This is a genomic window from Mesorhizobium sp. B2-7-2, assembly GCF_006440775.1.
In the GTDB taxonomy this organism is placed as follows: Bacteria; Pseudomonadota; Alphaproteobacteria; order Rhizobiales; family Rhizobiaceae; genus Mesorhizobium.
Genome location: NZ_VFTZ01000028.1, coordinates 1 through 13,264 on the forward strand (window position 1 = coordinate 1; position 13,264 = coordinate 13,264).

At 63.8% G+C, this 13,264-nt stretch carries 13 protein-coding genes; 8 read left to right on the forward strand and 5 right to left on the reverse strand.

All coding sequences use genetic code 11. From position 1 onward, the window contains the following. The first annotated feature begins 193 nt into the window (after nucleotides 1-193). Together FJ425_RS27110 and FJ425_RS27115 are read left to right on the forward strand one after the other, a co-directional pair. On the forward strand, nucleotides 194-1,261 hold the full coding sequence (locus tag FJ425_RS27110; protein ID WP_140727291.1) for an aldo/keto reductase: 1,068 nt from the start codon (nucleotides 194-196) through the stop codon (nucleotides 1,259-1,261). Nucleotides 1,262-1,296: 35 nt separating this feature from the next. Beyond that, complete coding sequence (locus FJ425_RS27115) at nucleotides 1,297-2,565, forward strand: cysteine desulfurase-like protein (RefSeq protein WP_140727293.1); 1,269 nt, start codon at nucleotides 1,297-1,299, stop codon at nucleotides 2,563-2,565. Between the two features lie 59 nt (nucleotides 2,566-2,624). On the opposite strand, the gene FJ425_RS27120 is transcribed toward FJ425_RS27115, so the two are convergent. The 4 genes from FJ425_RS27120 to FJ425_RS27140 form a co-directional block, all read right to left on the reverse strand. Further along, nucleotides 2,625-3,653, reverse strand: coding sequence for a histone deacetylase family protein (locus FJ425_RS27120; RefSeq protein ID WP_140627610.1), 1,029 nt, complete (start codon nucleotides 3,651-3,653; stop codon nucleotides 2,625-2,627). A 2-nt stretch (nucleotides 3,654-3,655) separates the two neighbouring features. Next, a complete protein-coding gene (locus tag FJ425_RS27125; RefSeq protein WP_140627612.1) occupies nucleotides 3,656-4,159 on the reverse strand; it encodes a GNAT family N-acetyltransferase in 504 nt (167 codons plus the stop codon). Nucleotides 4,160-4,381: 222 nt separating this feature from the next. Continuing rightward, nucleotides 4,382-5,764, reverse strand: coding sequence for an aspartate aminotransferase family protein (locus FJ425_RS27135; RefSeq protein ID WP_140727295.1), 1,383 nt, complete (start codon nucleotides 5,762-5,764; stop codon nucleotides 4,382-4,384). 1 nt (nucleotide 5,765) lies between these two features. Beyond that, nucleotides 5,766-7,406, reverse strand: a complete 1,641-nt coding sequence (locus FJ425_RS27140; protein ID WP_140727297.1) for a N,N-dimethylformamidase beta subunit family domain-containing protein — start codon at nucleotides 7,404-7,406, stop codon at nucleotides 5,766-5,768. A 286-nt stretch (nucleotides 7,407-7,692) separates the two neighbouring features. Between FJ425_RS27140 and FJ425_RS27145 the strand changes: the two genes are divergently transcribed. From FJ425_RS27145 to FJ425_RS27155, 3 genes are all read left to right on the forward strand, one after another. Then, nucleotides 7,693-7,941, forward strand: coding sequence for a ParB N-terminal domain-containing protein (locus FJ425_RS27145; RefSeq protein ID WP_140727299.1), 249 nt, complete (start codon nucleotides 7,693-7,695; stop codon nucleotides 7,939-7,941). Between the two features lie 119 nt (nucleotides 7,942-8,060). Then, on the forward strand, nucleotides 8,061-8,456 hold the full coding sequence (locus tag FJ425_RS27150) for a GFA family protein (protein ID WP_140727301.1): 396 nt from the start codon (nucleotides 8,061-8,063) through the stop codon (nucleotides 8,454-8,456). A 266-nt stretch (nucleotides 8,457-8,722) separates the two neighbouring features. After that, a complete protein-coding gene (locus FJ425_RS27155) occupies nucleotides 8,723-8,935 on the forward strand; it encodes a hypothetical protein (protein ID WP_140727303.1) in 213 nt (70 codons plus the stop codon). A gap of 19 nt (nucleotides 8,936-8,954) precedes the next feature. On the opposite strand, the gene FJ425_RS27160 is transcribed toward FJ425_RS27155, so the two are convergent. Next, nucleotides 8,955-9,884, reverse strand: coding sequence for a hypothetical protein (locus FJ425_RS27160; protein ID WP_140627625.1), 930 nt, complete (start codon nucleotides 9,882-9,884; stop codon nucleotides 8,955-8,957). 205 nt (nucleotides 9,885-10,089) lie between these two features. Here FJ425_RS27160 and FJ425_RS27165 point away from each other — a divergent pair, with 205 nt between their 5' ends. From FJ425_RS27165 to FJ425_RS27175, 3 genes are all read left to right on the forward strand, one after another. After that, nucleotides 10,090-10,962 (forward strand): undecaprenyl-diphosphate phosphatase, encoded by an 873-nt coding sequence (locus FJ425_RS27165; protein WP_140627627.1) that lies wholly within the window; start codon nucleotides 10,090-10,092, stop codon nucleotides 10,960-10,962. Nucleotides 10,963-11,010: 48 nt separating this feature from the next. Beyond that, nucleotides 11,011-11,796: a phosphodiester glycosidase family protein gene (locus FJ425_RS27170; RefSeq protein WP_140627629.1), complete on the forward strand. Its 786-nt coding sequence runs from the start codon at nucleotides 11,011-11,013 to the stop codon at nucleotides 11,794-11,796. Nucleotides 11,797-11,948: 152 nt separating this feature from the next. Then, nucleotides 11,949-13,067: a GH25 family lysozyme gene (locus FJ425_RS27175; protein WP_140627631.1), complete on the forward strand. Its 1,119-nt coding sequence runs from the start codon at nucleotides 11,949-11,951 to the stop codon at nucleotides 13,065-13,067. Nucleotides 13,068-13,264 lie beyond the last annotated feature (197 nt).

Genomic DNA, 13,264 nt, shown 5'->3' on the forward strand with positions numbered 1-13,264 from the left:
TACATGACCGCTCCAGACTTACGCCGCTGCCGCCATTTTGCCTCTTGCCCAAAAGGGGCCGTCCATACATGACGAACTGACTGACGCTTCGGCCAATCTCGAAACTGGGCGACTTTGCAAAACGCAAGCGTTTTGCTTTATACTTGAACTTCCTCCCCGCGCTGTCCGCGCAACCTCCCGTCGGAGACATTTCATGCATAAACGCCGCCTCGGTCGGACCGATCTCCTTGTTTCGCAAATCTGTCTCGGTTCGATGACCTGGGGTCAGCAGAACACCGAGGCCGAAGGCCACGCGCAGATGGATCTGGCGTTCTCGCGCGGGGTGAATTTCATCGACACGGCCGAGCTTTACCCGATCCCGCCCAAGGCGGAGACGCAAGGGCGAACCGAGAGGATCATCGGCAGCTGGATGAAGGCCAACCGCAACCGCGACAAGATCATCCTTGCCTCGAAGGTGGTCGGCCGCACGGCCAATACGTGGTTCCGCGGCGATCGTCCGTCGAAGCTGGTCCGCGCCGACATCTTCGACGCGGTCGAGAAATCGCTGGCCAAGCTCGGCACCGACTATATCGACCTCTACCAGATCCACTGGCCGGACCGGGACATTCCGTGGGGTTCGAATCCGACGCGGATCGGAGCGGTGGCGCGCCGGGCCGATGCCGCAGCCGCGCCCGCAGACGAGACACCGGTTGCCGAGACGCTCGCCGTCTTCGATGAGCTGGTGAAAGCCGGCAAGATCCGCCATCTCGGCCTCTCGAACGAAAGCTCCTGGGGCGTCATGCGTTTTGTGTTCGAAGCAGAGAAGGGCGCCGGTCCGCGCGTTGCCTCGTTGCAGAACGCCTATAATCTCGTCAACCGCACCTTCGAGGTGAACCTTGCCGAAGTCTGCGAGCGCGAGGAGATCGCGTTTCTTCCCTATTCGCCGCTGGCGCAGGGTTATCTCACCGGAAAATACGATCATGGGGCGCGACCGCTGGGCTCGCGCTCGCAGCTCTTCAACCGCGGTCAGCGCTACGAGACGCCGAACGCGGCGGAGGTGCTGCTTCAATACAATGAACTGGCGCGTTCCTTCGGCATGGAGCCGGCGCTTTTCGCCAACGCCTATGTGGCGAGTCGGCCCTTTGTGACGGCGAACATCGTCGGTGCCACCAGCGTTGCGCAGCTCGAGACGGCGCTGTCCTCGGTCGACGTCACCTGGACGGACGAGATGCAGAAGGCGGTCGACGCCATCCACCAGCGTGTCGGCAATCCGTGTCCTTGAGCGGGAATCGTTTAGAAAACAAAGAGGTGGAGACGATGGCAGACTTTCCGATCGAGGACGTGCGCGGCAGATTTCCGGCGCTTTCTCTGACTGACGAAGGCCATCGCCGCATCTATCTAGACAATCCCGCCGGCACGCAGGTGCCGCGAGCGGTGGCCGACGCAGTCGCCCGCTGCCTGCTGACGACCAATGCCAATCTGGGCGGTTTTTTTGAGACTACGGTCGCCGCCCAAAAAGTGGTCGACGCTGCGCATGCCGCGATGGCTGATTTCCTGAACGCCGCAAGCGTCGAGGAGATCGTCATCGGCGCCAATATGACGACGCTGACCTACCACATGTCGCGCACCCTCGGCCGCACGATGCAGCCAGGCGACGAGATCATCGTCACGCGCATGGACCACGAGGGCAATGTCTCGCCCTGGCTGCAGCTTGCCGAGGATCTCGGCCTGGTCGTGCGCTTCCTGCCGTTCGACGAGCGGAGCTGGCAGGTGGAGGAGGCGGCGCTCAAGGGACTGCTTTCGGAAAAGACGCGGCTTGTCGCGCTGAACTATGCCTCCAATCTCACCGGCTCGATCAACCGGGTGAAGGCGCTGACGGCGGCAGCTAAACAGGCCGGCGCGCTGGTTTATGTCGATGCCGTGCAATTCGCGCCGCACGGGCTGGTCGACGTGCAGGCGCTCGGCTGCGATTTCCTGATCTGCTCGGCCTATAAATTCTTCGGGCCGCATATGGGCATCTTATGGGGCCGCCGCGACGTCATCGACGCGCTCCAGCCTTACAAATGCCGCTGCTCGTCGAACGTCCTGCCCGAGCGGTTCGAGCTTGGCACGCCGCAGATCGAGCTGATGGCCGGGTTGACGGCGGCAATCGACTATTTCGCCGATCTCGGCGCTGCCGCCGGCGAGAGCGGGTCGCGCCGGCAGCGGATCGCCAAGGCGTTCGAGGTCTCGATCGCTTACGAGAACGCGCTGGCCCGAGAATTGATCGAGGGCCTGTCCGACATCGAGGGCCTGGTGATCCACGGCATCACCGATCCGGAACGCCTCGCCGAGCGGGTGCCGACCGTTTCCTTCACCGTCGAAGGCATCGCGCCGGAAACGATCGTGCGGCAGATGAATGCCGAGAACATCTTCGTCTGGTCAGGCCACAATTATGCGTGGGAGGTCGTCCACCAGCTCGGATTACCCGCCGAGCAGGGCGTCGTGCGCATCGGCATCGCGCATTACAACACGGCCGCCGAGATCGACGAGACGCTGGAGAGCGTGCATCGCGTGATCGCGATGCTGCGGCAGCAGCGTTCGTAGTCCTTTAGTTTTACGCAATTCCGGACGGAAAACCGCTACACACTTTCCTGGAATTGCTTCTAACCCTGCTTGCCGCCGAAGCCGGTGAGGAATGCGGTGAGGTTGTCGCCGAGCGCATCGCAGAGATAGCCGCCTTCCTGGACAATGACCGTCGGCAGGCCGAGCCCGGCTATCGCTTCGCCGATGCGCGAGAAGCCAGGCGTCGTCACCGACAGGCCGCCGAACGGATCGCCCTCGAAAGCGTCGAGGCCGAGCGCCACGACCAGCGCTTCCGGCGCGAAGGCGCGGATGCGCTGGAAGGCCGTCGCCAACGCTCCGAGAAAGGCCGCGTCGCCGGACTTGCGCGGCAGCGGCAAGTTGAGATTGTAGCCGAGGCCGGGACCTTCGCCGCGCTCGTCTGCATATCCCCAAAAGAACGGGTAGAAGCGCACCGGATCGGCGTGCAGCGAGACGGTCAGCACGTCGGGGCGGGCATAGAAGATCCCTTGCGTGCCGTTGCCGTGGTGGAGGTCGACATCGAGGATGGCGACGCGGGCGGCGTTCTTGCGCAGCACCTGCGCTGCGACGGCAGAATTGTTGATGAAGCAGAAGCCGCCGGCGACATCGGCGAAGGCATGATGGCCGGGCGGGCGGCAGAGCGCATAGGCTGAAGGCGCGCCGGCCATCACCGCTTCGGCAGCTTCCACCGCGCTCCAGGCGCTCCACAGCGCGCTGTTCCAGGTCTCGGCCGAAATAGGGCAGGCGGTGTCGGCCATGTGGTAGCCGGCCTGGCCGACAGCAGAGGCTGGATAAGAGCCGTTGCGGGCGATCGGGTGGATGTTCGGGATGACTTCCGCCGAGGCGCCTTCGATGCGCTGCCAGCGCGCAAAAATGTGCTCGAGGAAGTCGAGATATTCAGGCGTGTGCACCGCGGCGATCGGGCCAAGCCCATGATTGCCTGGACGTTCGATCGTCAAGCCGGTTGATCTTGCGCCGGCTAACAACCGTTCGATCCGCTCCGGCTTTTCCGGGTTGGGCTGCGGTGCCCCGCTGGAGAGGAAAGCCTTGGGATGATGGCGTTTCTGCTCCTCGGCATAGAAGGCTTTCATCGTCATTCCTCCCGCGTATCGGCAAAGGCGAAAAAGGCATCGCCGACGATTTTCTGCACCTGCTCGTAGCTCGACCGGCCGATGCCCAGTCTTTCGTAGAAAGCCTTGGCCGTCTCATTGTCGGTGTCGACGGACAGCCTCAGATAGCCACCGCCCGCCGCGCGGCACTCCTTCGCCACGCGTCTAAGCAGTTTTTCGCCGATGCGGCGGCCGCGGAAGCGATCCTCGACATAAAGGTCCTGCACATAGACGCCGGGACGGCCCATCCAGGTCGAGAAGATCGGAAAATGCAGGCAAAGCCCGGCGAACTCGCCGTCGATCTCGGCGATCAGGGTCGAGAAAGCGGGATTGGCGCCGAAGCCGTAGCGGCGCAGATCCTCGGGCGTCGAGGTGATTTCCTGATGCGCGCCGATATGGGTGCCGAGGCGCAGCAGGGCGGCATGGATGATTTCGACATCGTTGATGGTGCCAGGGCGGAGGGTGACGGCTTGCGAGGGATTGCTCACTGTGAGCGTGGCGCCCAGGCGCCCCCCTCTGGCCTGCCGGCCATCTCCCCCTCAAGGGGGGAGATCAGCAGCTTCGGCGCTGCCGCCGATTCTGCAACGCTGAAAATTGGCGAAATCGAAAAACACAGCTGATCTCCCCCCTTGAGGGGGAGATGGCCGGCAGGCCAGAGGGGGGTGCGAAGGATCGCAAGCATCTCAGATTGGCTTTGCCTCAAAACGCCACTATCCCTCCACCGGCAGATCGAGTTCCTCCGCCAGAGCCGCCAGCGAATCTCCGATGATGGAAATCATCTCGCCGATCTGGTTTCTGGTGATGATCATCGGCGGCGCCACCATGAAATTGTCGCCGTCGACGCCGCCCTTGACCTTGCGGCCGTAGATGATCAGGCCGCGCGCATAGGCGTGGTCGAGCAGGCGCTGCGTCGCCTTGCTGGCCGGGTCGATGGGCTTCAAAGTCTCGGGATCGGCGACCATTTCGGCGCCGGTGAGCAGACCCTTGCCGCGCACGTCGGCGATGAATGGGAAGCGCTTTTGCAAGCCTTTCAACTCTGCCATCAGCACGTCACCCATGGCAGCGGCGTTGGCGATGAGATCGAGCCGGTCCATCTCGCCGAGCACGGCGAGGCCGGCGGCGCAGGCGAGCGGATTGCCGGCATAGGTGTGGCCATGCTGGAAACCGCCGGAGGCCAGCAGCGGCTCGACCAGGCGCATCGGCGCGGCGAGGGCGCCGAGTGGCGCGTAACCCGAGCCCAGCCCCTTCGAGAGGGCGACGATGTCGGGCCTGCAGTTCCAGTGATCGCCGCCGAGGAACTTGCCTGTCCTGCCGGCGCCGCTCATCACTTCGTCATGAATCAGAAGAATGCCGTAGCGGTCGCAGATTTCGCGGATGCGCGGATAGTAGCTGTCGGGCGCGACAAGGGCTGCGGTCGCAGCACCGCCGACCGGCTCCATGATGAAGGCCAAAACGCTTTCAGGGCCTTCTGCGACAATCTTTTCCTCCAGCATGTCGGCATAGCGGATGCCGCGCTGTTCCATCGAAAGGTTGTCGCGGTCGCGCCAGGCGGTCGGCGCGGGCACCGTCGGCATCACCCGCATCATCGGCGTGAAGGTCTCGGCGAGCGCATCGTCGCCGGTGACGGAAAGCGAGCCCAGCGTGCCGCCATGATAGGAGGGGAAGCGGGCGATCACCTTCCAGCGCTTCGGCTGGCCGGTGGCGACCGCCCATTGGCGGGCAAGCTTGATGCAGGATTCGGTCGCTTCGGAACCACCGGAAACAAAGAAGATGCGGTCCATGCCTTCGGGCAGCTTGCCGGCCAGCGCGCGCGCCAGCTCTTCGGCGGGCTCGTTCTCGAAATGCAGCCGGTAGGCAAAAGTGGTCCTGTCCATCTGCCGCTTCATGGCGTCGAGTACGTTGCGGTTGGAGTGGCCGATATTAGCGACCATCGGCCCGCTCGAGCCGTCGATGAAGCGGCGACCGTCCTTCGTCCACAAATAGATGCCCTCGGCGCGGTCGACGACCGGCCGGCGCAGGCTGGACAAATAGAACAGGTGCGACGGCGGCCGCGCATCGGCCTCTGCTGCGGGCTGGACTTCCGGTTTCGACATGTCAGGACTTTCCGAGATAGCGGTCGAGAACATTTTTGGTCACGCGTTCGACCATCGCGTCCTGCCTTAGCAGGCCGGCGACCCATTCGCAGCTTCCGGCGTGGAAGACCTCGCCCTTGCCGCGCGGGAAATTGACGATCATGCCGTTGCCGCGCTTGACCTTGTCGAGATTGGCGTCGTTCGCCTCGCCTAACAAGGTCTCGGCGGTGAAGCGTCCGTCCTCGTCGGCGAGGAACTGGTCTTCGATCGGGACGTCGGCGCTTTCCTCGACCTGGCTCGCCATGCCGACGGCCAACACCTGCAAGCCGTCCGGCGCGCCGCTGGTCGCGGTCGGGTAGGGCAGGCCGCCGCGGATCTCGAAATCCAATCCGTCGACCTCATAGCCATAGACATGGCTGTCGGCGCCGAGCAGGTCGCCATAATAGATGCCGGTGCCAGCGAAGGCCCAGTGCTCGGGCCGGTAGACCGGGAAGCCGCGCACGCCGCGCGGCGCGCAGCCGCCCCAGCCGGCATAGACGCCTCGCGTCGCATTGAGGCCGAAGGTGGCGCTGCCTGGACGGCCGATCTCAGGCGCTTCCCAGGAATTGGTGGCGCGGGTGACGTCGCCGCCGCGATAGGCGGGATCTTCCGCGCGTGCCTTGTATTTGTAGCAGACCTGACGGCGGCCTTCGTCCTCCAGCCTCGTCTGCCACATGAAATTGCCGGCGAAGCGTGCCGCATGTCCGCCGCGCTCGACATAGGTGTCGACGGCGTCGCGCATCTCCCAGGTCCAGTACTCGTCGTGGCCGACGAAGACGACACAGTCATAGCCGTCGAGGATTTCGGGCGAGAAATGCAATTCGTGCTGGCTGGCGAGATCGACCTGATAGCCGGCGCGTTCGGCGAAGCGGAAGAAATGGCTGTCATAGCTCGCCCAGCCTGAAGAGGCGTATTTCTTCGAATGCCCGGTGGCGAAAGCCCATTCCATGTGCGGGTAACGCGGCACGGTCTTCGGCGGCACCGCGACTTCCAGCGGTACGCGCGGCGCATCCTTGGGCAGCACCACGAAGCCGCGGCACCAGGGGCGCTCAATCGACACTGTCGTCGCGTACTGGTCGCGGTTCGGGCCGGTGATGCCCTGATAGTGGTTCGAGCCGCCCCACGTGTTGTAAGCGAGCCAGGTGCCGGTAGCGGCGACCTGCAGCAGGCGGCCGGCTTTTCGGCCGGGCAGGGATGTGACGATGAAGAGATGGTGGCTATGGGTCGGCGTGCCGTCGCGGCCTTCGGCCGACAGCGTCACGCGATAGGCGCCGGATGGCCAGTCGTCTCCGACGCGGAATTCGAACGAGGCCTCCCAGCCGCAGCCTTCGACCGAGCATTGGTCGGGCGTATCCTGCCAGCGCGCCGACAGGCCCGCGCCCTCGAAGACTTTTATTTCGCCGTCGCCGTCGCGGATGACGGCAAGGCTGAATTGCGGCACCGACGCGCTGACGAAGAGCGTTACCGTCTCGCCCGGACGATAGGAAAACCGGTCGCTGTAGCCCCAGATCTCGCCGCTGGAACCATCCATGCCCGGCCATTCAAAGTAATGGCCGCGCACCGCCTCGCGGCGCTGCTCGGGCGTCAGCCCGAAATCGGGGAATTCGGTGGGCAGTTGCGTCAAGGAACACCTGAGATCACGAGGCCGTCATTGAGACCATTGGCCGGCCAAGCGTCAAATGGAAAGCATCGGGCCAGGGGCGCTTGGCGATGTCCGGCAAACGAGTTACTTCATCCTCGGGTCTACCGATATTCAGGTGAGACCGGCCTGCGAATGGCAGTTCCCTGCGCTTCCGGTGCTCACGTACTTTAAGTACGCTCCGCTCCGGTTCTCGGGAACCGCCTTTCTCGGCTCGGCCTGACCTGAATCTCGACAGACCCTGGCGCAAGATTTCCCACAGGGAGCCGACATGCTGCGTGTGCAAAAGGTCAAGGTCGACGACATCTACGTGCCGACGGCACGCCGCAAGACGCTGCATCCCGAAACGGTGCGCCGTCTCGCCGAGGATATTCTCGAAAACGGCATGAAGACGCCGATACAGGTGCGGCACGACGGCAAGCGCCACATCCTGGTCGAGGGGTTGCATAGGCTCGAAGCCGCGAAATGGCTCGGTGAGACCACGATCGACGCCTATCTCGTGCAGGCCAAGCGCCACTGATTTATCGTTCGCGTCGGGCCCATCAGCGTTAGCGATCGCCTTCCATCAATGCTTTTTGATTGACGCTGCCGTACGGGCGGTTAGAGCGTCCCGACATTCCGCGAACGGGATCCTTTACCATGACCAAGTATGAGGGCGGATGCCTTTGCGGCGCGGTGCGCTACAGGGCCGAGGCCGAGCCGATCAACGAACGCGTCTGCCATTGCCGCATCTGCCAGAGAGCGATCGGCGCCGCCTTCAATGCGCGAGTTCTGTTTCGCATCGACGACGTGACCATCGAAGGACCGGTGGCGACGATCAATTCCACGCCAGACCTCAAGCGCGGCTTCTGTCCTGTTTGCGGCACGACTTTGTTCTCACGCCGCGATTCCAGGGGCATTCTCGGCGTCACCTCCGGATCGCTCGACGACCCGTCGCTGTTCAAGCCCGACATGCATTTCTGGACCGCCTCGAAGCAGCCCTGGGTGGTGCTTGACGATGGCCTGCCGCAATATGAAGGCGCGCCGCCGGCGTAGGATTTTTCCTTCCCCTTGTGGGAGAAGGTGGATCGGCGCGTAGCGCCGAGACGGAAGATGGGTGTTCCAGCGGAGTGAGACGTTGGCTTTCCCTGGAGCACCCCTCATCCGGCCGCTTCGCGGCCACCTTCTCCCACAAGGGGAGAAGGAAAAACTGCACAAAAATTTCATCTTCGATTCACGAGATAGCCGGCAAAGCGTCATTGGCGGGCCATCATTGGCTGCCTATCTAAGCGCCGTGCGGGAAGGCATCGAGGAGGCGACGGATGAGCGAGAGCATCAACACCCTGGACGAGCTTTTGAACGACCCGATGGTCCAACTCGTGATGGCGCGCGACCGCGTGCGCCCGGCCGAGCTTCGCCTGCTTCTGGAAAAGGCTCGCAAGAGGGCGAGCGAGGATTCCCGCATCGATCAGGCTTCGGTGCCGCCGGCGCATGTGGTGGCAAGAAGCTGCCTGAAGCAGTGGTTGTACCGCTGAGGCAGCTCAGCGAAATTGGTCAGCTCGAATTCGCGGGCAAGTAACTGTAATGGCTACGCAAATAGGCGAGCTTGAAGCCGAGCCGGTCGTAGTTGCGATAGGCCGGCCCGTCGCGGTCGGGGCGCGGCGCCTCGATATCGGCGACAAACAGTTTCGCGCCGGCGGCTATGCCGTCGCGGACCAGCCTTTCGCCAAGCATGGCGTCAAGATCGAAGCTCGGCGCCATGATGCCCGGCACCGGCGCGTCGATGCCGCTCCAGGCGGCCCCGTCTGAGATGAAGAGCGAGCGCACGGCGGCGACCGCGCCCCTGCGTTTCAGCATGTAATGATGCCAGCCCTTGCGGCCGACAAGCGCCATCAGCCAGGGCGAGGTAGGGAGCCTGTATTTGGCATCGATGAAAGATGCCCACTCCGAAGCTGTCCTGGGCGTGACCTCCTCGATCATCAGATCGTCAACCGGGATCAGCGGGTCGCCCGTGAAAAGCGGTTCGTCCGGCAGCGACGTCGCGTCGCGATAGATGCGCTCCCAGCCGCCTTGCTGCTGCATCCCGCGCGCTTCCAGCCAGCATCTCAGCCGCGACGGCTCGGTATGCGGGTTGGTATAGAACCAAGGCCGCATGACGCCGGCCGCGCGGTAGTGCGCGAGCAGCGCGTCGACCTGTTCTTCCGTCGCCGACCCATCGACGCCGATATTCTTCACGCAGTTGAAATGGATAAACGGGATCGTCGTGCAGGTGGTCCACACAAGGTCGCCGTCTCTTGCGATCGAAAGCCCGTGCCGCGCCGCGAAGTCCGCCGGCGCCGCTTCGTAGAGGTCGAGCCAGGCGGCGACGTCGGCGCGTTCGATGGCGCGGCTGAAATCGCGCGACACCGCCTCGATCGCGATGTCCGGGACGTGCGTTTGCGGCGGCACCGCTGGTTGCAGTTCCGAGAGGGCGGCTGTCGACATCGTGATGCTCCTCCAAATTTGCCTTACAGTGTAAGATTAGCGGATGATAATGTGGAGGCGGCCATTGTCAAGCAAGATTAGCGGCACCTTACAAATCCGTGAGTTGGAATCACGCTATCGTGAGGCTAAGCCTGTCCTCCAGGCTTTTCGAATGACGATTCACTTTTTGCCCCCAAAATGATTGGGGCACGGGGAAAGGACCGGGATGACCGACGTCTGCACTCAAGGACTGGATACCGGCTTTGTCGGCCTGGGTTATGCCAAGGTGGCATTTCTCGGCATCGTGCAAGGCATCACCGAATTGCTGCCGATTTCGTCCACGGCGCATATGCGCATCGTGCCGGCCGTTCTCGGCTGGCAGGACCCCGGTTCGGCTTTCTCCGCCGCCATGCAACTGGCGGCGCTGGCGGCGGTGGTCAGCTATTTCTGGAGCGATGTCAGGGACGTGCTGTTCGGTTCGGTTGCGGCGATCTCGCGCCGCGATTTCGGCGACCGCCATTTCCGCCTGGCGATCAGCATCGTGCTTGCCACCGTCCCGATCGTCATTGTGGGCCTCGCGCTTTCGGGCGTGCTCAACGCCTGCAATTCGCCGCTGCGGGGGCTGGCCGTCATCGGCTGGGCCTGTATCGCCATGGCGATCCTTTTGGCGCTCGCCGAGATCTTCGCCAGTCATAAGCTCGTGCTGCGCCAGGCATCGATCCTCGACGCGCTGCTGGTGGGCGTCGCTCAGGTCGGCGCGCTTATTCCCGGCGTCTCGCGCTCTGGCTCGACGCTGACGGCGGCGATGGGACTGGGCTTCGCCCGGCCAGAGGCGGCGCGTCTCTCTTTCCTGCTCGGCCTGCCGGCCATCGCGCTGGCCGGCCTCAAGGAACTCTATGAACTGCACAAGGTGCATCTCGACGCGCATGGCTGGTCGATCCTGGCCGTCGGCCTTGTCGTCGCCTCGATCTCGGCTTTCTTCGCGATTTGGGGGCTGATGCGCGTGCTCGAGCGCTTCTCCGCCTGGCCGTTCGTCATCTATCGCGGCCTGCTCGGCGTGGTGCTGCTGATCGGCGTCGCGACCGGCTGGCTTGTGTAGAGGTCTCGGCCCACTCCGCTATATCGACGCCGACGCCCGGGTGCGCTGATGGATCTGGTGACTCTGCTGCAATCCGTGCCGTTGCTGGCGACGCTGGTGAAATCGGCGGCGCCGGCGGCAATTGGCGCCGGCATGGGCCTCGGCCAATGGCTGGCGGTGCTGCCGCCGTGCCGCAATCAGGTTTTTGAGAACGCGACCTATCTGGTCTGCGAGGCCGATCCCAAGCATTTTTCCATCGAGCTGTTCTGGAAGAACAAGGACGGCGATCTCTACCGATCGCTGCACAATCTGCGCAGCGCGCAGCAGGCGACGGGGCGCACCATGCTCTTCGGCATCAATGCCGGCATGTATCATCCGAACCTCGCGCCGGTCGGGCTCTATGTCGAGCGCGGCGAGCAGGTCACGCCCGCGAAGACGGGATCGGGCACCGGCAATTTCTCCATGCAGCCCAACGGCATCTTCTATCTCAGCGCCGGCAGTGCCGGCGTTCGCGCGACCAAGGATTACCTGAAGCGCCCGCCGCGTGTCGACTATGCCACGCAGTCCGGGCCGATGCTGGTCATCGACGGCAAGCTGCATCCGAAATTCCGTTACGACGGCACCTCGCGCAAGATCCGCGATGGCGTCGGCGTGCGCGCCGACGGGGTCGCGGTCTTCGCGATCTCGAACGATGTCGTTACTTTCCACGAATTCGCGCGGCTGTTCCGCGACCGGCTCGGCTGCCCGAACGCGCTCTTCCTCGATGGCTCGATCTCGAGCCTCTATGCGCCCGGCATCGGCCGCAACGACGATTTCTGGAATCTGGGGCCGATGATCGGCGTGTTCAGGCGCTAGCCAAGAAGCTCGCCTCGGCACCATCCCGAATCATCCGCTCGCGCCAAAAGTAAATTTTGATTCAAACTTTGTTGGTAATTTCTCATTAGGAATGGCGTTTCCGGCGGCGCTGTCCCTGCCTTCGGTCTGTTTTGTTTTGCGTACAGGTCAAGATGCGGATTTTTGGCGTCGTCAGTTTCGTGCTCGCATCGCTTTGCCTTGCCGGCTGCTCGTCCACGTCGGGCGTCGATGCCTTGCAGATGCCGTCCAACGAGACGACGAGCTCGGTCGTGCGGCCGAGCTCGCCGGTGTCGAAGGGCGCGAGGACAGCCGTCACCGAAAGAACCGTCGAGACCGCATCGATGTCGGGCGCCGCGCGCATCAAGCCGCCGGCGCCGTTGCTCGACGAAAACAATGCCATCCCCGACGACGAGAATTCGCGCCCCTTCGGCCTTGCCGAGGAGGAGACGGTGAACTTCCCGGCGGCCGATCTGCCGGACAGCGTCGAGCCGCCGGTGCAGGAGGCAGCGCTAGTCTCGCCGCCGAAGCGACTGTCGCGCGCTGCGCCCGCCATGCTCGCCGGTCCGGTCACCCGCTATGCGTTCCGCGACGCCAAGCCGATCAATTTCGGCCGTTCCTCGCCGCGCCACCTTGCCGTTCACGGCGTCGACGTCTCGCGCTGGCAGGGCAACATCAACTGGCAGAAGCTACGCGCCCAGGGCGCCAATTTCGCCTATATCAAGGCGACCGACGGCGGCGACCATCTCGACCCGATGTTCATGAAGAACTGGCGCAACGCCGATGCCGCCGGGCTGAAGCGCGGCGCCTATCATTTCTTCTACTGGTGCCGCACCGCCGGCGAGCAGGCCGACTGGTTCATCCGCAACGTGCCGAAGGTCGACGGCGCGCTGCCGCCGGTCATCGACGTCGAGTGGAACGGCGAGTCCTCCTGCAAGCGGCGGCCTTCGCGTGAAAAGGTGCTGGAAAAAATGCAGGTGTTCATGGACAGGCTGGAGCGCCACTACGGTCAGCGGCCCATCATCTACACCAGCCCCGACTTCTATCGCGACAACCTGCGCGGCGCCTTCCAGGACTACCCATTCTGGCTGCGCGCGGTGGCGGCGCACCCGTCAAAGGTTTATCCGGGCCGCAGATGGCTGTTCTGGCAGTATTCCGGCTCCGGCCTGTCGCATGGCGTCAGCGGCCGCATCGACCTCAACGTCTTCCATGGCGACGAGCGCCAATGGCGCGCCTGGCTGGGCGGCGGGCAGATGATAGCCGACGCGGATTGAGGGCTCTTTCCCTTCTCCCCTTGTGGGAGAAGGTGTCGCCGAAGGCGACGGATGAGGGGTGCTCCAGCTTGACGGAAACCTTTGCCGGCTTGGGGCGCTGCAGCATGATCGCCAGCGTCTCACTCCGCTGGAACACCCCTCATCCGTCTCGGCGCTGTCGCGCCGATCCACCTTCTCCCACAAGGGGAGAAGGAGAG